General features: G+C 46.0%; 17 protein-coding genes. 10 read left to right on the top strand and 7 right to left on the bottom strand.

Going from position 1 to position 21,900, the window contains the following annotated elements:
* Positions 1-65: 65 nt before the first annotated feature.
* Together DK188_RS05665 and DK188_RS05660 are read left to right on the top strand one after the other, a co-directional pair.
* Complete coding sequence (locus DK188_RS05665; protein ID WP_111669848.1) at positions 66-2,195, top strand: membrane dipeptidase; 2,130 nt, start codon at positions 66-68, stop codon at positions 2,193-2,195.
* Positions 2,196-2,371: 176 nt separating this feature from the next.
* Positions 2,372-4,030, top strand: a complete 1,659-nt coding sequence (locus DK188_RS05660) for an amidase (RefSeq protein ID WP_111669847.1) — start codon at positions 2,372-2,374, stop codon at positions 4,028-4,030.
* 85 nt (positions 4,031-4,115) lie between these two features.
* Here DK188_RS05660 and DK188_RS05655 read toward each other — a convergent pair whose 3' ends face one another.
* Together DK188_RS05655 and DK188_RS21675 are read right to left on the bottom strand one after the other, a co-directional pair.
* Entirely contained in the window at positions 4,116-5,435 is a 1,320-nt protein-coding gene (locus DK188_RS05655; RefSeq protein ID WP_111669846.1) for an APC family permease, read from the bottom strand.
* Between the two features lie 14 nt (positions 5,436-5,449).
* Positions 5,450-5,845, bottom strand: coding sequence for a hypothetical protein (locus DK188_RS21675; protein WP_232825668.1), 396 nt, complete (start codon positions 5,843-5,845; stop codon positions 5,450-5,452).
* Here DK188_RS21675 and DK188_RS05650 point away from each other — a divergent pair.
* Both DK188_RS05650 and DK188_RS05645 read left to right on the top strand, forming a co-directional pair.
* Positions 5,729-6,580 carry an SRPBCC family protein gene (locus DK188_RS05650; protein ID WP_394335837.1) on the top strand — a complete coding sequence of 284 codons (852 nt, stop codon included), beginning with the start codon at positions 5,729-5,731 and terminating at the stop codon, positions 6,578-6,580. The genes DK188_RS21675 and DK188_RS05650 overlap by 117 nt on opposite strands.
* Before the next feature lie 135 nt (positions 6,581-6,715).
* Positions 6,716-7,111 (top strand): endonuclease domain-containing protein, encoded by a 396-nt coding sequence (locus DK188_RS05645; RefSeq protein WP_111669844.1) that lies wholly within the window; start codon positions 6,716-6,718, stop codon positions 7,109-7,111.
* 365 nt (positions 7,112-7,476) lie between these two features.
* On the opposite strand, the gene DK188_RS05640 is transcribed toward DK188_RS05645, so the two are convergent.
* Positions 7,477-8,430, bottom strand: a complete 954-nt coding sequence (locus tag DK188_RS05640) for a succinylglutamate desuccinylase/aspartoacylase family protein (RefSeq protein WP_111669843.1) — start codon at positions 8,428-8,430, stop codon at positions 7,477-7,479.
* Between the two features lie 197 nt (positions 8,431-8,627).
* Here DK188_RS05640 and DK188_RS05635 point away from each other — a divergent pair, with 197 nt between their 5' ends.
* On the top strand, positions 8,628-9,536 hold the full coding sequence (locus DK188_RS05635) for a ceramidase domain-containing protein (protein ID WP_111669842.1): 909 nt from the start codon (positions 8,628-8,630) through the stop codon (positions 9,534-9,536).
* 431 nt (positions 9,537-9,967) lie between these two features.
* Positions 9,968-10,417 (top strand): GNAT family N-acetyltransferase, encoded by a 450-nt coding sequence (locus DK188_RS05630; protein ID WP_111669841.1) that lies wholly within the window; start codon positions 9,968-9,970, stop codon positions 10,415-10,417.
* Positions 10,418-10,425: 8 nt separating this feature from the next.
* Here DK188_RS05630 and DK188_RS05625 read toward each other — a convergent pair whose 3' ends face one another.
* Entirely contained in the window at positions 10,426-11,070 is a 645-nt protein-coding gene (locus tag DK188_RS05625; RefSeq protein WP_111669840.1) for a response regulator, read from the bottom strand.
* Positions 11,063-12,937 carry a sensor histidine kinase gene (locus DK188_RS05620; protein WP_111669839.1) on the bottom strand — a complete coding sequence of 625 codons (1,875 nt, stop codon included), beginning with the start codon at positions 12,935-12,937 and terminating at the stop codon, positions 11,063-11,065. The genes DK188_RS05625 and DK188_RS05620 overlap by 8 nt, the downstream gene beginning before the upstream one ends.
* A gap of 177 nt (positions 12,938-13,114) precedes the next feature.
* On the opposite strand from DK188_RS05620, the gene DK188_RS21630 reads away from it, so the two are divergent.
* Positions 13,115-13,945 carry a hypothetical protein gene (locus DK188_RS21630; protein WP_198672968.1) on the top strand — a complete coding sequence of 277 codons (831 nt, stop codon included), beginning with the start codon at positions 13,115-13,117 and terminating at the stop codon, positions 13,943-13,945.
* Positions 13,946-14,391: 446 nt separating this feature from the next.
* On the opposite strand, the gene DK188_RS05610 is transcribed toward DK188_RS21630, so the two are convergent.
* Both DK188_RS05610 and DK188_RS05605 read right to left on the bottom strand, forming a co-directional pair.
* The gene (locus DK188_RS05610) at positions 14,392-15,435 is read right to left on the bottom strand and encodes an NAD(P)-dependent alcohol dehydrogenase (protein ID WP_111669838.1); all 1,044 of its coding nucleotides are present in this window, start codon (positions 15,433-15,435) and stop codon (positions 14,392-14,394) included.
* A gap of 239 nt (positions 15,436-15,674) precedes the next feature.
* Positions 15,675-18,917: a T9SS type A sorting domain-containing protein gene (locus DK188_RS05605; RefSeq protein ID WP_111669837.1), complete on the bottom strand. Its 3,243-nt coding sequence runs from the start codon at positions 18,915-18,917 to the stop codon at positions 15,675-15,677.
* Positions 18,918-19,156: 239 nt separating this feature from the next.
* Between DK188_RS05605 and DK188_RS05600 the strand changes: the two genes are divergently transcribed.
* The 3 genes from DK188_RS05600 (at position 19,157) to DK188_RS21435 (ending at position 21,235) form a co-directional block, all read left to right on the top strand.
* Complete coding sequence (locus DK188_RS05600; RefSeq protein WP_111669836.1) at positions 19,157-20,245, top strand: alpha/beta fold hydrolase; 1,089 nt, start codon at positions 19,157-19,159, stop codon at positions 20,243-20,245.
* A 111-nt stretch (positions 20,246-20,356) separates the two neighbouring features.
* Entirely contained in the window at positions 20,357-21,082 is a 726-nt protein-coding gene (locus DK188_RS05595; RefSeq protein ID WP_157963172.1) for a carboxypeptidase-like regulatory domain-containing protein, read from the top strand.
* Between the two features lie 15 nt (positions 21,083-21,097).
* Positions 21,098-21,235, top strand: a complete 138-nt coding sequence (locus DK188_RS21435) for a hypothetical protein (RefSeq protein WP_157963171.1) — start codon at positions 21,098-21,100, stop codon at positions 21,233-21,235.
* Positions 21,236-21,900 lie beyond the last annotated feature (665 nt).

Genomic DNA, 21,900 nt, shown 5'->3' with positions numbered 1-21,900 from the left:
TTTTAGCTATTTACCCTTTTTAATAAGAAGTTTTTAATCAATTTTCAACTATAAATTTTATCGCTATGTCTATTTCCAATTTAATGAGCCGCTGCTGGGCAGAGTACAAAAAAGAAGCAGCCAAGGCAGGGATTTGCTCCACAGAATTCGAAGCCTTCCGTCTGACTCCCAAATCTATTGTAGGCAAAACACTTTTAAGTATTGGCGAAAGCCTCCTGGGTTATTGGGATTCACTCGTCCAAGACGGATGGGGATCTCTGGATGCCCGTGCCCTGCATCCCAAGTTTAAGGACGGAACCATCCGGGAGGGTTTCAAGCGCACTTGGATTGGACCTGCTCCGGCTGGGAGTGAAATGAAAATCATTGTGAAAAAGAGAGATACAGGAGGCTTATTCCCAGGAACACTAGGAGGTACAGTCACTGCCAGAAAATACAATGAAGATGGTCAGGTCATCGAAACCAAAACACTTTCTTTCCCTGACGGAAAGTATACGGATACCAAGGAATTATCCCTCAGCAACGATAAGTTTGGATTCATAGCCGTGGAAGTGGACACTCCCCACAAGCCGGGAAAATCCTTTGCTTATTCCATTCGATACAAAGAAGAGCCCTTAAAAGTAGAAACCCGAAAAGTCTCTGGGTTTGCTGATTTTCACGTTCATCAGGCTGCTGAATATGCCTTCGCCGGTAACTGGCTTCATGGAAATATGGTAGGTGACCCTGCTACTGCACTGAAGCCCTGCAAACCTCTGGAACATAATTTTAAACTGGTCAACTTGGGGATAAAGAATAAACCGAAAAAAAAGGATGCAACAGCCCCATACCGGGTAGTGTCAGGCGGTGGCTATCCTGATTTTAAGGAGTGGCCCCATCACATGGATATTGCCCATCAACAAGTCCATGAGAATTGGCTGAAACAGGCCTTTGAAGGTGGAATGAAGCTGATGGTATCCTGTGCCGTAAACAGTGAAATTCTTTCAATATCACTTGGTGCGCCATTGGATCATGACGTGTGGCGGGATATGAACTCTATGGAACTCCAGATTCAGAAGGTTCATGAATTCTGCGAAAGAAACAGTTCCTGGGCTGCTATTGCCTATAATCCTTGGCATGCCCGTCAAATTATTCACTCTGGAAAATTAGCCATCGTTTTGTCTGTAGAATGCAGTAATATTTTTCCTGCTGACAAAGGCGATTTTGTCGCTCAACTGAGTAATCTGTATTGCCGAGGTGTAAGAAGTATTCAAATTGTCCATCAGTGTGACAATCGATTTGGTGGAGCAGCCCCGCAGGAAAGAGACATAAAAGGCATCCAAACATTGAGTCGTCTTACTCGCCTATCCTTGCATGATTCGAGAAGAATTCTTCAAGATATGGGGCTAGCAGCATATTTTATCAAAGACATGGACAAACCCTTAGGATTTGAATTTGGTGTGGATGGATTAAGCATTCGGGGTTTGAGTAATTCCGGGAAAACGCTGGTAAAAGAAATAATGAATCGTCATATGCTATTGGACGTTTCCCATTTTTCCAGCAGGACTTTTGACGATGCCTATCTTTTAGCCAGGGAAAACAACTATTATCCAATCTATTATTCTCACACTAAATTCCACCCAATACTCAGTCAGGAAGAGCGAGAGATCCAAAAGGAATTTTTGACCACCGAAGATCAGTTGGAAAAGGTCAAGGAAACAGGTGGTATGGTTGGCCTCAGAACAGCACCTTGGTCAAATCAAAACTCCTGCTGTGGACCAAATTCGCCTGTAGAACCTGATAAAACTGATGAAGTTGGCACCGTTCGAAACTTCGCCCAACAGGTAGCCTTTGCCTACAAGCATAATTTTCCTATAGCTTTTGGTTCAGATCTGAATGGCTTTACCAATCACTTGGGACCTCGGAAAAAAGACGGGGCTAAACCCCGAGAGCTTTCCTCTGAATATTGGGAAAAAGGCTTGTGCCATATCGGAATGCTGCCTGAGGTAGTTAAAGACCTAAAATCCTTGGGAGCTTTGGGGGCAAATGAATTTGATTCTGGAGTAGAAAATTTCCTGAAAATGTGGGAGCGAACATGGGATTCTAATCGACAGCGGGTGGTAAGACCCGAAAGACCTATTTTGGGATCTTCAAGCATCGGAAAACTGGACGCAATCAAACCAAAATCGCCAAAAACCATTGGCTCCATTCGGAAAAAATAGAAGTTTTATTTCGATTTTGATCCCATCTCTAGTATTCCAGCCATCCCAGCTTCACTCATTGGAAGCTGAGATTTTTTTTGTTTTAAAATTCCATTGACGGCTCAGGTCTATTCTTTCAAAACTTTATCTTGGAAAAGTAATTACTTAGGACCTTCGCCCACCAAACCACAGCTATTGTGCAGTATTTCTCACCCAAAGTATTCACTATTCTCGCGATCATCGGTTTAGTGGGATGCAAATCCAAGGAGGCAGGATTCACCAAAAAAGATGTTGCACACAGTCAAAAGCTCATCGGTCTTGAATTTGATAAAAGTCGGATCGACACCATGTATGCCTACTTGGCAGAAAACAAAGCCGGTTACGACAGCCTTCGCAACTATCCGCTGTCTTATGAGACATTTCCAGCTGTTCACTTTGATCCACATCCCATCGGATTTCAGTTTCCTGAGAAAAGGGAAAGTCCAGCGCATCAAATTCCCACAGACGTTTCTTTGCCCCCAGATTTGCAGGAAGTGGCCTTTTTTACCATTCCCCAACTCGCCTCGCTGATCAAATACAAAAAGATCAGTTCGGAAGCCCTGACACAATTGTACATCGATCGGATCAAGCGTTATGATGGGAAACTCCAGAGTGTGATCACACTTACCGAAGAATTGGCCTTGAAGCAAGCCAAACAAGCTGATCGGGATATTGCTGCCGGGAATTACAAAGGAATCCTCCATGGTATCCCTTATGGCATCAAAGATTTATTTGCAGTCGAGGGCTACCCAACCACCTGGGGAGCAGCACCCTACCAAGACCAAATTCTCGAAGGAAATGCAGCTGTGGTACGGATGCTGGAAGAGAAAGGAGCGGTTTTGGTGGCCAAGTTGGTTTCAGGAGCGCTGGCGCGCGGGGATGTATGGTTTGGAGGCAAGACCAAAAACCCTTGGGACCTCAGCCAAGGGGCAAGTGGTTCATCGGCAGGTTCGGGAGCAGCCACATCCGCAGGTTTGGTAGCTTTTGCCATTGGTACCGAAACCTTGGGATCCATTACTTCTCCTGCTTCACGAACTGGGATCACAGGACTTCGACCCACGTATGGCCGGATCAGCCGGCAAGGCGCCATGAGCTTGAGTTGGTCTATGGACAAAATCGGTCCGCTCTGCCGAACTGCAGAAGACTGTGAGATTGTCTTTCGTGCCCTTGTAGGCAAAGATCCAATGGATCCCAGCACGAATGATGCTCCTTTCAATCTCTCCGAAAAGGCTCCGAAATCCATGAAGGTGGCCTTTCTCAAAACCGATATAGAAAAGGACACGACCATTTGGGGAAAGAATATGCAAGCTTCTTTGGAGATTTTCAGATCCATGGGGATCGAACCGACAGCGATCGAACTGCCCACCAATTACCCCTACGATGGTTTCGATATCATCCTGAGAGCTGAGGCAGGAGCTTTCTTTGATGAGCTTGTTCTTTCTGGAGAAGTGGACCTGATGGTGGAGCAGGGAGCGAGTTCCCGAGCCAATTCCCTTCGTCAATCCCGTTTTATTCCTGCCGTGGAATACCTCCAGGCCAATCGACATCGAACCAGACTCATCGAGGAGATTCATGCGCTTTTCAAAGATTTTGATGTGATCATCGCTCCCTCCAATCGAAGCAGGCAACTCATCATCACCAATCTCACCGGACACCCGGCGATCAGTGTGCCCAATGGATTTGACAGCAAAGGAAGACCGACGAGCCTAACCTTGATCGGAAACTTATATGATGAAGGAAGTATCTTGGGCCTGGCAAAAGCTTTTCAGGAAGTCACTGACTTTGATTCAAAACATCCGCCTTTGTTTTTGAAATGAGGGTTTTTTGCTACATATACACATAGGATTTACCATCTACGAAGTCTAAGCAGCACGCATCCTTTTATCCAACATCCCACATCGGTCATCCAGCATCCCTCATTCGACTCCCCCTTCTACTCAACCAAAAAATAGGAATTCCAAAAAGCAAGGCCAGCACCCCCAGAATCACTGAATCCCAGCCTGCACCAAAAAAGATCCAAGCCGTAAAGCCCAAGCCCAAAAAGCTGTAAACCATCGCCTTCCAATCCCGCCTAAATCCCAAACGGCCTGTCCACGAAAAGTACCAAAAGGCCAAAACCGCCCCAAAATAAAAAGCCAAGGAGGTGGTGGTGGTCAACAAAACCATAAACTCATACAGTCCGCTAAACCCTTTACTTTGGTTGAACAGCAACAGGATCGTGATCATTACGCTGGATACGATCACACCTATACTTGGTGCGCCCGTGGGATTTTTGTAGGCCAAAGCCCTGGGAAGTAGGCCGTCCTTGGCCATGGAGTAGGGAATTTGCCCCTGCAGGAGGATCCAGCCATTGAGTGCACCAAAACTGGCCAGACAAGCGCCTGCAGCCACGAAGTAGCCAGTGTTGATGCCGAAAATCAGGTTGGCGGCGTCGCTGAACGGGGCTTGACTCTGTGCCACATCTGCAGGTGAAAGCACTCCAAACAAGGAAAAGGAACTGAACAGGTAGAGAAATATCACCAGTCCAACCCCGATTTTGGTTCCTTTGGAGATGGTCTTTTCAGGTTGCTTGATATTTTCCGCAGGAATGGTCGCCGACTCGATTCCCATAAATGCATAAAAGCACAAGACGGAGGAAGTCGTAATCGCCTGAATGGACGATTCCTGAGAGGTATTGAAGGGGATAAAATTGTCCAGATCAATGAAGAGAATGCCTCCAAAAGCCACCACCAAAATCGGCAGGACCTTTAGCAGGGTGGTCACTACCTGCAGATTGCCGGAAGAGCGGATGGAGAGGCTGTTGAGCAGGGTCAATCCCCAAATCGCCAGAAGAGCCACAGTGACCGAAAACCAGGGAGATTGGCTGATTTCGGGGAAAAAGACTCCGAAATACCCCGAAAAGGTTAGTGCAATGGCCGCATTGGTGCTCCACATCGACAGCCAAAATCCCCAAGCCACCACAAAGGCCGGCAACTCTCCAAAGGCCGCTTTGGTGTAGGCGTAGGAGCCGCCAGTCTCGGGAATGACTTTGCTCAGGGCACTCATCACATAAGCCAAAATCCAAGCCCCAATGGCTGCGACCAGCCAACCCAAGAGGCTGATTCCGCCAAATTGCGCTAAAACCGAGGGTAGTGTGAAGATCCCCGAACCGATCATGCCGCCTGCCACGAGGGAAATGACGGTGACTAAGCCAAGCGATCGTGTATTTTCCGGTGGAGTCAAAAGCGGGATTGGGGTTAAAAAGAGTAATTTAGCAAAGCATCAAGATAGAAATATATTTGAAACCCATCGAGATCCATCCGGACATTGCGCAGGCGGAGACTCTGCCTTCTTCTTTTTACCGCTCTCATGAAGTGTATGATCAGCTGATTGAGCAGGTCTTTGCCAAAACCTGGCAGTTTGCCGGCGACAGCAGCCGAGTGTCCTTCCCGCAGCAGGTATATCCTTTTCCTTTTCTGGAGTTTGGCTTGGAGGAACCCATGTTGCTCACTAATTCCGATGGGCTGCTGTCCTGCATTTCCAATGTATGCACCCACCGGGGCAACATCCTTTGCCATGCGCCAGGCAAGTCCCGCCAAATCACCTGCGGGTACCATGGTCGGCGATTTTCCCTGGAGGGCGAGTTTCAGCACATGCCGCAGTTTAAGGAGGCGATTAATTTTCCGAGAAAAGCCGATGACCTGACCCGTTTCCCCTTGCTTCAGTGGGGACCTTGGTTGTTTACAGCTTTGAGCGAGGAGATGGATTTTCAGTCGGTTTTGGATACGATGAACCGCAAGGTGGGCTTCCTGCCCTTGGAGCAGTTTCGGGAGGACAAAAGCCGCAACAAAGACTACCTAGTCAATACCCATTGGGCGCTTTACTGCGACAATTACCTGGAGGGATTCCATATTCCCTTTGTCCACGACAGCCTCAATGCTGTCCTCGACTACGGCAAGTACGAGACCATCCTTTACCCGAATGCCAGCCTGCAAGTCGGGCATTCTTCGGGTGGGGAGCATGTTTTTGACCTGCCTGCCGATCACGAGGACTATGGCAAGCAAATCAGCGCCTACTACTTCTGGCTTTTTCCCAACATGATGTTCAACTTTTACCCTTGGGGATGCTCGATCAATATCGTGAAGCCCATCGCCACCAACCGGACCAAGGTCAGTTTCCTGACCTACGTCTACGACGAAAGCAAACTCGACACCGGTGCAGGCTCAGCCTTGGACAAGGTCGAGCGGGAAGATGAGTTTGTCGTCGAGGGAGTATTCAAAGGCTTGCAGTCACGGGTGTATCAGACCGGACGGTTTTCTCCTCAGATGGAGAAAGGTGTGCATCACTTCCATCGGTTGTTGGCGGAGTGTCTTTGGGGGAAGAGGTGAAGCCTATTTCTCTGATTCAATTCAATAGATTTGGACAAAAGTGGAAGGTGAAATTCAAGGATTGAAGTGCTCTTGCCGAGACTCCCCCTTATCAAGGGGGTGGGGGGATTTGGAATAAATCATTTAATTTTCCCTATGTACTTTTTACCCTACAATAGGTCATTAAAGGAGTTCTCAAGGGAACTGAGAGCTCATTCAACCCTTTCTGAAATTCTTTTGTGGCAAAAACTTAGGGCGAGTCAATTTCGAGGGTATTCATTTAACAGGCAAAAGCCATTAGGGAATTACATCGTTGATTTTTACAGTAAGAAACTGAACCTGGTGATTGAGATTGATGGAGATTCCCACTATGATTTTGAATCAGTAGTTGAGGACCAAGAAAGGCAAAAAATTCTTGAAGACTTAGGCTTAGTGTTTTTAAGATTTTCTGATTTAGATGTAAAGAAAAAAATGCCATGGGTTCTTTCAGAAATCAGCTTTTTTATTGACGAATTCGAGGATTCTGTAGGGATTGATAGAACGAGTTTTTAATATATAAATCCCCCTTGCCCCCTTTGTAAAGGGGGAATTTCGTCCAGAGGACTTTTTGGCTGAATTCGTTTAGTTAAAGCTTGGTTTTACGACTGAAGTGCTCTTGCCGCGACTCCCCCTTGTCAAGGGGGGGGGGGATTTGGAAGTGATAAAGATATGTATCTAATCCTCCCGTTATTCGTTTTGAAAATCCCCCTAGCCCCCTTTGTAAAGGGGGAATTCGATCCTGAGGACCACAGTCCATATTTCCTTAAGTAATGGTGGTGTTTTACGATTGAAGTCCTTTTGACCTGACTCTCCCTTCAAGAAAAGAAGACTTGCTTCAAGAGTAACCTCAGTCCTCTTTTCTTTTTCCTAAGTCGAACTTAAAACACCCCAATCGCACAAACCGGGTCCTGTGTCAGGATAGCCAGAGACGTCACCAAGTACAGGACTATTCCATCTGAATCAGCTAGGTATTCCGCTTTTACCGTTCCGAAGAAATCCCGGATTTCGCCAAGCTTCTGGCCTTTTTGAACCCGCTCTTCCAAAGCTACCGAAGGATACCAGCAGCCATCCTCCGTGGCCGTGGTGACAAGCATTTTCTCCAGGTACTCTGCAGAATGCTGCTGAGCTGTACCGGGAAGCACGCCTAGGGCGCGCAGGACATTGCATACGGAATCCTTGTACTGATCTACCTCGCCCTGATTCCAGCGGCCGCATTGCCCGAGTTCCGCCAAAAATCCCGGAGTCCCAGCTTGGGCTGCAGCACCGATGGAACCGTTATCTGAGACCGAACCCACCACATAGGGAAAGCCCAGCAGGGCAGAGGCCATTCGGGATTGCTCCGCCACCTCAGGACCGCCGAGCTTGGAGTAAATCACAAAAGGAACCAAAGCCTCGTGGATATCACCCCCATGGAGATCAAGGAAAAAATCAGCTGCCTGCTGAAACTGATGGACCTGGTAGGCTATCCGCTCGCTGACGGTACCAGTGGCTTTGCCCGGAAATACCCGGTTTAGGTTCTTCCCATCAAAAGGCCCATAGTACTGCATCCGGGCAAGAAAGGCATCCGGATTGACCGGATGAATGATCAGAATCGTACCCGAAACTTCCGCTGGATCGATCGTATTTGCTAGTTGGATGGCAGTCTCGATGCAGGGATACTCGCCACCGTGGACACCGCCCGTGAGCAAAATGGCCTTGCCTGGGGCAGCTCCATGAATAAAGGTAAACGGCATGTTTACGCGAGTTCCAGACACAGGAATAAAACCTCTGGTTTTGGAATTGGGTGAAGGGGTGCTGCCTGTGGCAAAGTGTGCCTGAAGTAGGTCGATCATCTGTCGGTTCTTTTGGATACTTGGAAAGTACAAAAAGAAGGGGTATCGGAGTATCCAGCCATCAAAAAGTGCATTTGATATTGTGCAAATCCTTTGGCAGGTCTTATGATGGCGTAGCAATTTTTTTGCTTCTAACTAAGCAGGAGGAGACATTTACTATATCTTGTATTCGGGTTTTTCCCATAATCCAATTCCACATGCCTCTGTCTCCTGAAACCATCGATCAGCGTCTTCGGCTTAGCATTTTGGCTCGCCTGAAACTCGAGCAGCTGCCCCGCTGGGTGCATGGGCTTGCCTTGGGAGGCACAGGTGGCATCTTGTTGCTGGCCATACTGATCTTTCTGATTTATCGGGATCAACCTGTCTGGGCAGATTGGGTGCCGGCGGAGGAATTTCTCCATCCGGAATACGGGGAGCGGATCTATCCCGACAGCGTCTTTCGGACACGCATGAATACCTGGTCCAATATCGTCTACATCTGCTTTGGCTGCTATGCCCTTGCCTTGTCGATCTATGACTGGAAGCGGAAGTGGACGCTAGATCGGGGTTATTTGGCTTTTGCCCCGGTGCAAACTTTCATTTTTGGAATAGCCGGAATTTATTTGGGTTTGGGCAGTGGCTTTTTCCATGCCTCTCTGAGCCGCTACGGGCAGCAGTGCGATGTGGGAGGGATGTACGCGACGCTGCTTTGCCTGGGAGGACTTGCTTTGGGCAGTTGGCTGCCGAGGATGCGCCTACCCAAATCACAGCGAATTCTGCCCACTTGGCCTTTTTTGTCTTTGGCAGTGGTCATGGGATCGGTATATTTCACGTATTACAAGTGGGACTATTCCTTTTCGGAAATTTCGGGATCTATCACTGCCGTCCTCTTCCTTTTCGCAGGAGTGAGTGCGATCACTCCGGGCAAGTTCCTGCAGCTCCGCTGGTTTGTGCTGGGAATTGTCGCTCTGGTAATAGGGGCATGGATCCGCGATTTGGATATTGCGGATCGGTTTACTGGACTGGACTCCCTTTTCCAAGGCCATGCAATCTGGCATGTGCTGACCTGCCTGATGTATTTGTGTTTGTTTTTGTACTTCCGCTCAGAGGAGCGGGTGGATACTTGAGGGAGTTTATCGCTGAGGCTTACTTGCCTGCCGAGCTGCTCAGGAATATGATTCAAGTAGGTTGCTGGTCTTGACTAGGCATGTACAGATTATCGTGATTTAATTTTTTCTGATTATCCGCAATTATGCCAGTTGAATCAAATGGCCTCGACTTCGCTCGGCCTCCGGGTTCAGATTTATCAAATGCGGGGAGGAAAATGCTGCGAAGCCGCATTTTCCTCCCCACCCAACCTTACTATATAGGACGGTCACCGAGCGAAGTCGAGGTGAACAATAGAAAATTTGACTACTGGCTAGAAAGCGGATATTCATGTAATTTTTTACTTTAGAGTCCTCAAGTGGTAGAAAAAAGCCCTTTCCATCTTCCTTTTGCTGTAATTTTGAATCTGTTTTTCTGCAAATTCCACCTCAACTGACCCAATTCTTTTGCAATGACCATTTATTCTCGCCTCAAATCCTTTCATGAACTTACCGTAGACGAGCTGTATCAAATTTTGAAGTTACGTACAGCGGTTTTTGTCGTGGAGCAAAACTGTGTCTTCCAAGATATGGATGACAAGGATCAGAAATGCTACCATCTGATGATGTTTCAGGATGATCTACTAGTAGGATATAGCCGATTGGTGCCGGCAGGACTATCTTATGCCGAAATGGCCATCGGCAGAGTCATTACTGCTTCCTCGGTAAGGGGGACAGGACTGGGCAAAAAGCTGATGGAATTTGCCATTGATTACTGTCAGCAACTGCTCGGACCGGGACCTATCCGCATCGGTGCCCAAACCTACGCGCTGGGGTTCTATGCTTCCCTGGGTTTTGTTGCTGATGGAGACACCTACGATGAGGATGGAATCGAGCATGTTGAAATGGTGAAGATCGGGTAGGAGGCATTTCAGACTCCTGATCCCTTTTCTGAAAATTTTAATTTTTCAATAAATGCAACCAATTGGGCCGTGTTCTTCAATCCCAATTTGTGTATGAGGTTTCTTCGGTGGGTATTTACAGTCAAATCACTCAAAAAAAGTTTCTCCGCAATTTCAGCGGAAGTAAATCCTTCTGTCACCAGATCGGCAATCTGTTTTTCCCGCTTACTGAGAATATTAAGTGGGGAATTGGGTGTTTCTGCACTGCTTTGGACAGTAATAGGGAAAGTGGGGATATCTTGCAAGGCATTATTCAATGCTTCAAGTAGCGCTTTTTTACTGATGGATTTTTGCAAAAATCCGATAGCACCTTCTCGTCGGCATTTTTCCATTACATCCGGATTTGACTCCATAGTTAGAAGGATTACTTTGGAGGAAGGACTTGTCTTGTTTAATAGCCGAAGAGACTCGATGCCATTCGAATCGGGAAGGAAATAATCCAAAAGGATCAATTCCGGCTGTAGCTCTTCCACAATCCGCAAGCCTTCTGCAAGGGTTTGTGCATGAACAAGTTCATTGATGAAAGTTTCATTGCCTATCAGCGAATTGATGCCTTGAGCAAAGAGTAAATGGTCATCGATGTGTACGAGTTTGATTTCGCTGAAATTAAGCATGCAGTGGAATAATGATCGTTAGGGTGGTTCCTGATGAGTTTGTTTCCAAATCGAAGGATCCTTTGAGATAATTGACCCGTTCCTTAATATTTTTCAAACCTATGCCCGAGGTACCAATGGAGAGTTCCATACCTTTTCCATTATCCTCGGCAATCAACTCAATTTTCCCGTCTTGTTCAGCTATACTCAATAAGCCTTCTTTTGCCTGAGCATGCTTGACGATATTTTGCAGGAGTTCATTGGAAATCCGATACAATAGTAACTGAAGCGATTTTGGAAGGGGGGAAGTTACTTGAAAATAAAAATTGAAGGTAATGGAGTACTTCTGCCTGAGCAGGTCCAGTTGGAGTTGAAGTACCTTCTCCAGACCATTCTCCTCCAAATAATGCGGGGTTAAATTATGACTGAGCGAACGGGCCTCTTGGATACTTTGCTCGATCATTATTTTCAGTTCAGACAAAGGTCCCTCCGGGTAGGAATCGCCAATGGATTCGGTCTTGATGTATAGACTCGCCAGCATTCCTCCTATACTGTCATGAAGATCTCTACCCAGACGTTGACGTTCGTCTTCCTGCACCTGAATCAATTGATCGGCCACCTGCTTTTCTTTTTCCAAAATTTCAATGGTAAGTTTTTCTTTTTCCTTTTTGAAAATGGAAGCACGCCGGGCGAAAGCTGCTGTGATAATTCCTGTTTCTCCCATCAATCCAAAAGCACTTCCAAAATCCACCAAATAGTGTGGTAATCCCATTGGCAAAACCTTTTGGTTGAGCTGAAGCACAATGCCAAACAATGCCAAAAAGGCCACTCCAATCAGGTAGTATCCGGCTAAGGGAACCTTGGCTCTCCATTGTTGAAAAGAGTAAAACAAAACCAGTAAACTGGACAGCAAAGATACCACCAGGGTAAACTGGAGAAGAATGACCTTGTAGTCGATGTTTTCCAGTACTTCGGGTATCAGGAAAATCGATAAAATCACGCCTAGCTGAATGAAAATAGTCGCCCAGATCAATTTGGCGGTCCACTTTCCGGTGGATTTGGGTGGAAAAAACTTCACCACCAAGAGCAGGATCATCACATTGGTCAAGAGATTGAAAAAGGGCCTTGCTTTTCCAACCCATTCCAGCTCATTTGGCCAGAGGTACTGGAAGGTCAGTCCCCAGTGCGTAGCCAACCATAAGGAAATGGACAGGACATAAGCCGCATAAATCGCCCCACTCCAAGATTTTAATTCGGTGGCAAAAAAGAGCGCAAAGATGAAAATGATGCACATCCAGCCCAGAATTCCCCCTATGACTAGGCTGTCATTGGAAGTTTTCTGATGAAAGGATTGAAAATCAAATACCTCAGGCTCAATATGAAAGGTTTCTCCGACTTTGTCCAAAAGCAGAAGGTAACGCTGAGTACTGGTAGGGGGAAGAGAGATAGGAATGACCAAATCCCGATCCACAAATGGCCTTTGATCAAAAGGTAGGAAATCTCCCAATTCTATATCAGGATTGGTGGAACCGTTTACAAAAATCTTGATCCGGTTGATATGGGGATTGTTTGGTACAAAAAGGATTTGTTGCGCACTATCTGAAGCATTGGTAAAGGTAATTCCCATCCACCATTGATCACGGGTAATTCCGGGGTTGAACAGGGATCGATCTTGAGGAATGGTATCCGAAATGGCCCATGCCTCTTGGGGAGAATAGGTCTGATTTGGAAAGATGCTGAATCGGGTGCTGGGATCTCTTGGTTCGGTGCAGGAAATCTGAAACAGGACAAGAATTGCCCATAAAAGAAAACGAATCAATTTTCTTGGACCATCAAGTGTGGCATTTTTCCAATAGGGAAATGGCGTACTCAGAAAAGAAGAAAGCAAGTCAGTAGGAAGAGGGTGATCTGATTGCCAATATAAATACTGCTAAGCTTCCAACACAAGAGCATGGAAAAATACCAATTTTTAGGTATTGTGAGCAGAAGGGATTGATTCGATTATTGTGGAATGAAATTCTTTCCCTGAGAAAGAGTAAACCGTTTAATGTTAAAGAATGTGTTAATGAAAGTCTCGAGAAGTTGGATTTCCGAACAAAGTACCAAGGTAAAGTCAGGATTTGTTAAAAGTCTTTTAGTGATTTTTAGTTTATTTTATCTTCCGAGTTGTGAATTTTTTGAAACTAAAGTCGATGAATTCCTTTTTCAATTTAATGCCTCAGAAGGAACGATGAATCAGGTCATCGTGAATGGAACTCTATTTATTGATGGAGTGACCACAGATATTTCCACTACTAATATTTTTGACCTTTCGGTATCAGATAAAGACATTTTCATCACGTTGGAAATTGGTAATGACATTTATTTTTTGGCTGTACCCTCTGTGGAAAAAACGTATGACCTCTTTGATGAATATGAGGGAGAAGTAATGGCCTTCACTGGTGGCGGGTATCGGACGATTGGGGGAATTGGTAACCTGTCCAATTTCACTGTAAACGCGACAGATACCTACGAGGGTGAAGGATCCTTTAGTGTTTCAGGGGCTGGAGAGATTCAGTCTACTGGAGGGGGCTCCATCAAGGATTTGGCATTACAGATGGATTTCGATTTCAATACCAGCCGAGGAGGAGGTGTATCGGGAGGAGGAAGTAGCAGTGGAGGATCCGGTAGCGGCTCAGGTGGATCCGGAGGGGGATCCACCGTGTCCTTCTGTACGACTACCTATCAAGGGCCCACAGGCGCACCACAGCGGGATGGCTATTGTCAGGCAGCTTGGCAGTTCATTTGTAAAAATGGCTTTAGCCCCGATTCCAAGGAAGTAAAGGCATATTGTGCACTGTATGCCCAAGTAAATCAGATTACTACACCGATGCAAAACTGTCCGTATTGCAGGTAAGCTATAAACCATTTCGCTATTGGGGTGAGCGGAAACTCTAGACTGAACTTTTTTCCGCTATGCTCAGATCAGTTGATTTGAGCATTTTTTTTAAGTATATCGGCATTTTATCGGAAGCCAAATTTTAATGATGTTTACTTGGTCTTGGTTCGAGCAGCTCACCACCATTCTTTCGGTGATTGTTTAATTTTTAAATAAAGAGGCTGAACTAACTTTGGCAGGTAGGTTCCATTTTGATCTGCTGGTAGGCAAGCTCTTATTTGCCAGATACACACATACTGGGAAGTTCCAAAGTGCCTGATTGAACTAACTCAAATCAGTTCGGCTAACAATAGCCTAGATTTCATTCGTTTAGATCAGTCATCTCAACCTTTGAAAGTTGACTTTCCCAACGGACTAGCCAAAAAATAAAGAAAAGGGTGGGCGATCCCACCCTTCTTAAAATTTTACAGGGAATCCATATCGATCACAAAGCGATAGCGCACATCACCTGTCAACAAACGCTCATAAGCCTCATTGATTTGGTCCATGCGGATCATCTCGATATCGCTTACAATGTTGTGTTCGGCACAGAAGTCCAGCATTTCCTGAGTTTCGGCTATTCCTCCGATTAGCGAACCTGCCAAAGTATGACGCCCAAAAATCAGACTCATCGAATGAACCGGAATCGGTGCAGGGGGTACACCTACACAGACCATCACTCCATTGGTTCGTAGCATGCTGAGGTACATATTGTAGTCGTGCTGAGCTGATACGGTATCCAAAATAAAATCAAAATAACCGCCAACAGATTTCACCTGCTCACTATCTGAGGTCAGGACAAACTTGTGTGCACCGAGGCGCTCTGCATCGGCCTTTTTGCCAGGAGTATGGCTTAGCATGGTCACTTCTGCGCCCATACTCACGGCGAATTTTACACCCATATGGCCAAGGCCTCCAAGTCCGAGAATCCCTACCTTCATCCCAGGACCTACTTTCCAATGCCTCAAGGGAGAATAGGTTGTAATCCCGGCGCAAAGCAAAGGAGCAGTAGCTGCAAGATCCAACTTGTCTGAAATGTGAAGTACAAAATCCTCGTGACAGAGGATATTTTTGCTATACCCACCATGTGTTGGTCCACTGCCATCTTTCTCCATTCCTCCATAGGTGCCTACGAAACCATTTGTGCAGTATTGCTCTTGATCTTGCTTGCAGTTGTCACATTGACGGCAGCTGTCTACCAAGCAGCCTATTCCTGCATAGTCGCCTACTTTATGTTTGGTAACTGCACTGCCTACAGCGGTAATTTTCCCTACAATTTCGTGCCCGGGCACAATAGGATAGGTAGTCATGCCCCATTCGTTGCGGGCATAATGGAGATCACTATGACATACGCCACAGAACAGAATGTCCATCTGTACATCAGTGGGCTTTAGATTTCTTCGTTCAAAAGTCCAAGGTTCAAGGGGAGTGGTGGCACTATGTGCCGCATAAGATTTGGTGGTTGCCATGGTTTTTTTGTTTATAGTTTTAAGTTAAGCCATATCCTTTGCTTATCCTATTTGGCAATCCATTCCTAATGGAAACTTTACTTTGCCTAGTGAAGATTTTGAGATAGATATCCCTGCTTGGGAGCTTTATTCTTTTTGTAGCAAGTGGAAAATGCTTAGTTGAAAAGTAATTAGCTACTTTTTCCCAAAGGGCAAAAAAAAGCCCGATCGATTGACCGGGCTTTTCGAGATTGTTAAGCTTAGTATCGTTTGAAAAGTCTGATGATCTTTCTTTCCTGACCTTGGGTCAGGTGTAGGTAATAAATACCTTTTCTCAACTTAGTATCTGTAAATTGGAGTGTCAGCATGCCATTCACAAAGGAAGATACCCCCGTGCTGATGGTTTCTCCCCGGTGATTAAACAACACATACGATACCTCCGCATTCAATTGCTGGTTGAGTTCCACTGTTACCTGATCTTCAAAAGGATTAGGGAATATTTTGCGGATTTTTGCACTGCTGAAATCTATCTCTTCGGCCGGCACTCCCACGCTACCTTCGCATGGGTTTACTCCACAAGCACCCAATGTGGCACCCAATCGCAGTAAAGAAGGTACTGCCTGAGTAGCAACGTTAAGGGTGACTTTCTTTCCCCGGTTTCCTACCGGTAAGCAAACAATCACCTTTTTGCCTTTTCGGTCACCGCGTACGTCTACCACACAGACTGTCACCTCATCAGTAAAGGTATTTCCGGCTTCATCGGTCACAGTGAGTATGTAGGTGGTCGTTTGAGTAGGAGAGACCTCGATTTCCTGACCTACCTGCCCATCACTCCAGCTGTAGGTATAAGCACCAGTTCCACCTGTAGCATCCGCAGCCCGGAGTGTTGTGCTTTCAAGTGGTTCATATCCCAGATACACTACTGCACCATCTCCAGCATCAGAAAGAATAGGCTCACCAGCCAGCAACCTTACCGATACCGGAAGGTGATCTGAGGTAGTATTGGCGTAGTTTTCAATGAAATTGAATGGGATATAAAGCGTCTCCGAACCCTCCAAATAGTTGTCATATAGCTCATTTGAGAGCGTGATGTGATCGATCACATTATCATTGAAAATGAAGGATCTTAAGCCCGCTTCACTTAGAGATATCGTGACACCGTCAAAATCAGGATCTGAGGTGATCACCTCATAAGTAGTCGCACCACCACCAATGGATTCGTCCAAGTCATCATTGTAATCTCCCAAGAGTACAATGTTCTGTTCGCTATAGAAGGCATCCAGGGTATCTTTCAGCGCTTGGTTATCAAAGCGCTTTCTCAGTAGATCTTCATTTGTTGAACCTGACTTCCCATGGATATTGATGAAGTTGATTTTTTCTTTAACCCCATTGATATCTGCGATAGCAGTGACCAGCCAAGGTAATCTTCCACTGGACCAGAATGAAGAAGGTGTTCCAGTCGGATAGCCGTCCAACAGATCATTCATGCCCATTCTTGCTTCATCATAGAGTTGCTCAAACAGCACTTTTGTATCCAGAATCTCTACAACCGCAGTATTGTAGATCAAGCAGAGCTTTTGAGGAGGGAATGTAGGATCCGGAGCCTCAAATGATCTGGAGAATCGATCCGAGCAAATCACTGCATAGCCAGGCAATTGAGCCACTACCGATGCCAAGAGGGCATTATCACTGACTTCCTGCACTGCAATTACATCCGGAAGAGTCGCTTGGAATACCTTCAAGGCATTGGCAGCCTGAAGCGTGACATCACTTGGTCCGAAGTTGGTAATCGTCGCACCGAAAAACTCCATATTCCAAGTCATCACATCCAAAGTTTCCTCTGCTGGGATATTGGATCCCTCTGGTTCAAATGGACTTGTGCCCGGAAGATCTTCAATAAATCTTGGGAACAGCTGAAGTGTGCCTTGGAAACTGCCCAATACACCTCGGATGATCTGTGGCTCAGTAGGTATTTCACGACCAACCAAACTGCTTACCTGTCCATCTATTCTCAGCTGAAGATTACCTGAACCGTCATTGATCACATAGTTGCTTTCTGGGAATAGCAAACCTTTGGCAATGACAAAGGACGCTGCTGGGATTTCGATCAGTTGGCCTTCCAAAGCTGAACTGATCTGGTCGATCGTAGTCATCAGCGGATTGACAATATTTCCCTGACTGATCAATTCAACTTCACTAACGTTGCCGAGTTGAACCTGCTGCTGAAATGCACCTACCGTGGCTACAAATTTGATTTCATCACCGATTTGGAAAAGTCCAGTGCCGTGGATAGCCGGATCAAACACTGGAATACCACCGGTATCGTCCTGAATATATGCCGGTCCACCCAATTGATCGCTCACGGTCAGGATTCCTTTTACCAAAACTGTAGAACCCTGAGGTTTCGTTCTTGCTTCAGCAATTGGAATCAGAACTGGATCAGGATTGACCACGATTCCACCAAAGCTTTGGCCGGAATTGATTTGATTATACGTATTGGGGATAGTTTCAGACCAGGTAAAGTCAGCATAGTTGGTTCCGCTGCCCTGAAGCTGAAGGGAGGTGCCAACTGGTGCTGTACCCGGCTGGGATACGCCTACATCTTCACTCGTGAGTCCGTCTGCCGGACCTCCAACAGCGACAAAGCTTCCCTCATAACTCAGGAATTGGATTACTTCATTTGCCGCATTGACTAATGCAAATCCATCCGGCGAACCGTTTTGTAAGCCATTCGCAGCAAAGAAAAGCGTTCCAAATCCATTGTCCTGATTGGAGAATCTCCCTGAAAGATTGATTGTGCTGTAAGGCGCTCCACCATTTCCATTGTAGAGAACCAATGTCCAGCCGCTAAGGTCAGTTCCTGAATTACCCGCAAGTTCGATCCCCTCGCCGGTATCGGTGCCCGCATTGTCGTAATGGAATTCATTGACAAAAACCACCGGCTCAGCGGTAAAAGTCTGTCCGGTGTTGATGACTCCAAACGTATTTGAAACAGGAGCCTGCCAAGAAAAGTCAGTGTAAACCGTACCTGTTCCGCTCAGTTGAAGCGATAACCCAAGAGGATCAGAACCCAATTCTGCAACGCCAATATCAGTGCTTAAAAGTCCGATCGCAGGCCCGTCTACTGCTGTAAACGTCCCTTCGTAGCTCAGAAATTGGACCACCGTGCCCAGATTATCTACCAGGGCAATTCCATCAGGAGCACCATTTTGAATGCCGTTTGAGGGGTAAGTTTCGTTCACAAAACCAAATCCGTTTCCTGAATCTGGTATCGTACCACTCAGGGTTCTGGTGTTATAAACTGCTCCACCGTTTCCATTGTAAAGGACAATTGACCAACCCGTGAGATCTGTACCTGCAGGGCCGGCAATTTCTATTGCCTCTCCGGCATCTGTTCCGGTGTTGTCATAATGGATTTCATTGATAAAAACCTGCTGAGCTTGGGATGAATATCCCCAAAATGCAAGTAGCGCAAAGAGTAAGAATCGTAGAGATTTGACCATAATTTTGAGTTAAAAATTCTCTTTAAAATTCGGGTTTTTCTTTCTCGAATTTGGTCTACAAAGATTACCCTTAGGTTATCTTTTGTTTACCCCAACTCAGGTTTTGGGCAGAAAAGGCCATTTAATTAATGATTTCCAACAGGATTAAAGGAAAGATTGCCCTAAGAAATGCCTCAAATTCGACTTGATTTTTATTAGTTTTCAAGAGTATTTGAATTGCGCCAGCCACCAAATTGACTATGAATTTTCGGTATTTTCTCTTGCTCATTCTTATTCTTTTGAATGGAAAATTGCTTGCCCAAACAGCCCCTGAGCCGGCTCGTGAACTCATCCATGAGCTCAGAAAAATCCATACTCCCAATGGAATCGAGGTCCTCGAAGAAATCGAACTAAACGGCAGCAAACAATGGATCAGTATCAGGGGTAAAGACAAATCCAATCCGGTGTTGCTTTTCCTTCACGGAGGACCGGCCAGTCCAAATATGCCGCTTACTTGGGTGTATCAGAGTTCCTGGGAGGAATATTTCACAGTTGTCCAGTGGGATCAGCGAGGCACAGGAAAGAACTGGGCCTCGGCAGATACCACAAAACTTGCAGAGGAATTGAGTTTTAGGGCACTCATTCAAGATGCCTATCTATTGGTAGATCATCTGAGAGAGCGTTTTCAGCAGGATAAAATCTTCCTTATGGGGTATTCTTATGGGGCTGGAATCGGCATCCGAATGGCAGCCAGGATTCCCCAAAAGCTTCACGCCTACATCGGGGTGGGACAGATGGCTCCAGGAAATCCTGAGCAAATTATCTATGAAAAGGTTCTCAGGTTGGCAGAAGAATCCAACAACCAAACCGCTTTGGAAGAACTCAAAGCTCTGGCGCCCTATCCAGCCGCCGATGGAAGTACGCCCATCCGTAAATTGCTGACCGTCCGAAAATGGTCCAGACAATTCAATGGGGGCTGGTATGGCAAGCCGGACTTCAACTTGCTCTTTTCTCTTCCCTCTCTTGCTCCTGAGTATACCCCTGCAGATATCCAAAACCTGGAGACCAGCAGTCCATGGATCTCCAGAAAAATTCTTGCCAAAGGTGGAGGAGGGGATTTCCCTATGGAGTTTCAGATTCCAATCATTTTCATGATGGGGCGGCATGACCTTCATACACCCTATCAGGCAGTAGAAGCGTATTTTTCCCAACTTTCAAGCCCTGGCAAAAATCTAATCACCTTCGAATACAGTGGACATGTGCCATTTCTGGAAGAACCGGGGAGGTTTTTTCTTGAATTGGTAACCACCCTAAGGCCGATTGCTGGAGCTACTACAAAGGCCCCATGATCGAAATTGGAGAAATCGGAATGGGTGATTTTTGATGAAATACCATTCTATATTTTGACAAATCCCAACTTTACGATATAATCGATTCGATTTATGTCGATTTTGAGAATTATGAAAAAACTAAATATTCTTCTCATTGCTAGTTGCTTTCTGATTTCCTGCAATTCAACTTCCAACACTCCTGATCCTGACCCAACTTCCGGGGATATCACGGGTTCAGTTTTGCTTTTTGATGAAGGAATTGCAAATCAAAGTCCTTCCGGAATGAAAGTGACGGTTGAAAATCTTACACCTGAAAAATCTGCCATTACGGATAACTCGGGTAAATTTTCCATTCCCGATGTGCCTTTTGGAACCTATGCCTTAGTGTATGAAAAAACTGGCTTCGGTGTGTTTAAAAAAACCGGAATTGAGCATACAAGTGCTGCTACACCAATCACCGATATTCCATCTCTGGGTCAATTGTCCACTACAAGTGTCACAGAACTTTCTGCGACCCCATCCGGAAAAACAATTCAGACTTCCGTCACCACATCTCCTCCCGGAAATAATGCCAACCGAAGGTATGTCCGCTTCTTTTTCGGGGATACTCCAGATGTGTCTTCTACAAAATACAAGGCTTTCTCTCCTATTTATGTGGTACAGGATGCACCCTATACCCGTGTTTTTACAGAGGCAGAATTAAACCAATTCGGAATTACGGTCACGGGGACTATCCATATCAGAGCCTATGGAGAGTCCTTTTTTTCCAATTCTTATGTGGATCCGCAAACTCAAAAGACCATTTTTCCAAACCTGAATCCGACGACGGTTGGGGCAGTTTCGGTGAGCTTTTAGTAAAAACTTTTCCGAATGACACCAATCCGCGCCAGTCTTCAGGCCTGCCTTTGCCGTCAAGGCAGGCCTGCCTTTGCCGTCAAGGCAGGCTGGTGCTTACCTATCTGCAGTCCTGCCCTCGAGGAGGCGGGCTTCAGATTTGCCTATCTCTAGTAGATTTACCTACCAGAGGCAGGCTGCCATTCAATCCAAACTCAATTTCCCCGATCATTCCGCTGCAAACTCCCCCTTGACCATTATTGCTGGAAGGAATTCGAAAGCTTGTCAAAGGGGGGTAGGGGGATTTGTCCAATCCACCTCGGCGGAACGGCAGGATTATTTTCTCCGACTATTTTTAAATTCCTGCTCGGCATCGATCTTTTCGTCCTCACAATATTTCTGCGCCGAGGTTGGAAAATTGTGGCCATTTTTTACTATTATAATTTCAGGCCTTCAGCCTTTTTACCAGCTTTCTACCAACTGAGCACTTTTCCCTTGATCATTGAAAATTGTTCATTGCAAATTGGTCATTGAAAATTGAACCCCACCTCGGCATCAACATTCCTTTTCTCCCAATATTTCTGCGCCGAGGTTGGAATACCGTGCTCATTTTTTACCCGGGGTTAAAACCCCGGGCTATCCTTCCGCCGTAACTCCCCCTTTAAAAAGGGGGTAAGGGGGATTGATTTTTTAATGAAAAATCGAACTTCTATCCAATCTTCAAATTGCTTGGTAAATTTTCTTTTCCCGCCAAATTCTCTTTACCTCCTCGGCATCGACATTCCTTTTCTCCCTATCCTTCTGCGCCGAGGTTGGAATACCGTGCTCATTTTTTACTA

The sequence above is a fragment of the Algoriphagus litoralis genome (assembly GCF_003259255.1).
GTDB classification, from domain to species: Bacteria; Bacteroidota; Bacteroidia; order Cytophagales; family Cyclobacteriaceae; genus Algoriphagus; species Algoriphagus litoralis.
The sequence above is the reverse complement of the archived record's forward strand: the minus strand, read 5'-3'. Positions and strand labels throughout refer to the sequence as shown.

Coding starts and splice junctions, on each gene's coding strand:
- DK188_RS05665 (WP_111669848.1), top strand. CDS start 66: ATGTCTATTTCCAATTTAATGAGCCGCTGCTGGGCAGAGTACAAAAAA.
- DK188_RS05645 (WP_111669844.1), top strand. CDS start 6,716: ATGTACTTTTTACCCTACAATAGGTCATTAAAGGAGTTCTCAAGGGAA.
- DK188_RS05640 (WP_111669843.1), bottom strand. CDS start 8,430: ATGATCGACCTACTTCAGGCACACTTTGCCACAGGCAGCACCCCTTCA.
- DK188_RS05635 (WP_111669842.1), top strand. CDS start 8,628: ATGCCTCTGTCTCCTGAAACCATCGATCAGCGTCTTCGGCTTAGCATT.
- DK188_RS05630 (WP_111669841.1), top strand. CDS start 9,968: ATGACCATTTATTCTCGCCTCAAATCCTTTCATGAACTTACCGTAGAC.
- DK188_RS05625 (WP_111669840.1), bottom strand. CDS start 11,070: ATGCTTAATTTCAGCGAAATCAAACTCGTACACATCGATGACCATTTA.
- DK188_RS21630 (WP_198672968.1), top strand. CDS start 13,115: ATGAAAGTCTCGAGAAGTTGGATTTCCGAACAAAGTACCAAGGTAAAG.
- DK188_RS05610 (WP_111669838.1), bottom strand. CDS start 15,435: ATGGCAACCACCAAATCTTATGCGGCACATAGTGCCACCACTCCCCTT.
- DK188_RS05605 (WP_111669837.1), bottom strand. CDS start 18,917: ATGGTCAAATCTCTACGATTCTTACTCTTTGCGCTACTTGCATTTTGG.
- DK188_RS05600 (WP_111669836.1), top strand. CDS start 19,157: ATGAATTTTCGGTATTTTCTCTTGCTCATTCTTATTCTTTTGAATGGA.
- DK188_RS05595 (WP_157963172.1), top strand. CDS start 20,357: ATGAAAAAACTAAATATTCTTCTCATTGCTAGTTGCTTTCTGATTTCC.
- DK188_RS21435 (WP_157963171.1), top strand. CDS start 21,098: ATGACACCAATCCGCGCCAGTCTTCAGGCCTGCCTTTGCCGTCAAGGC.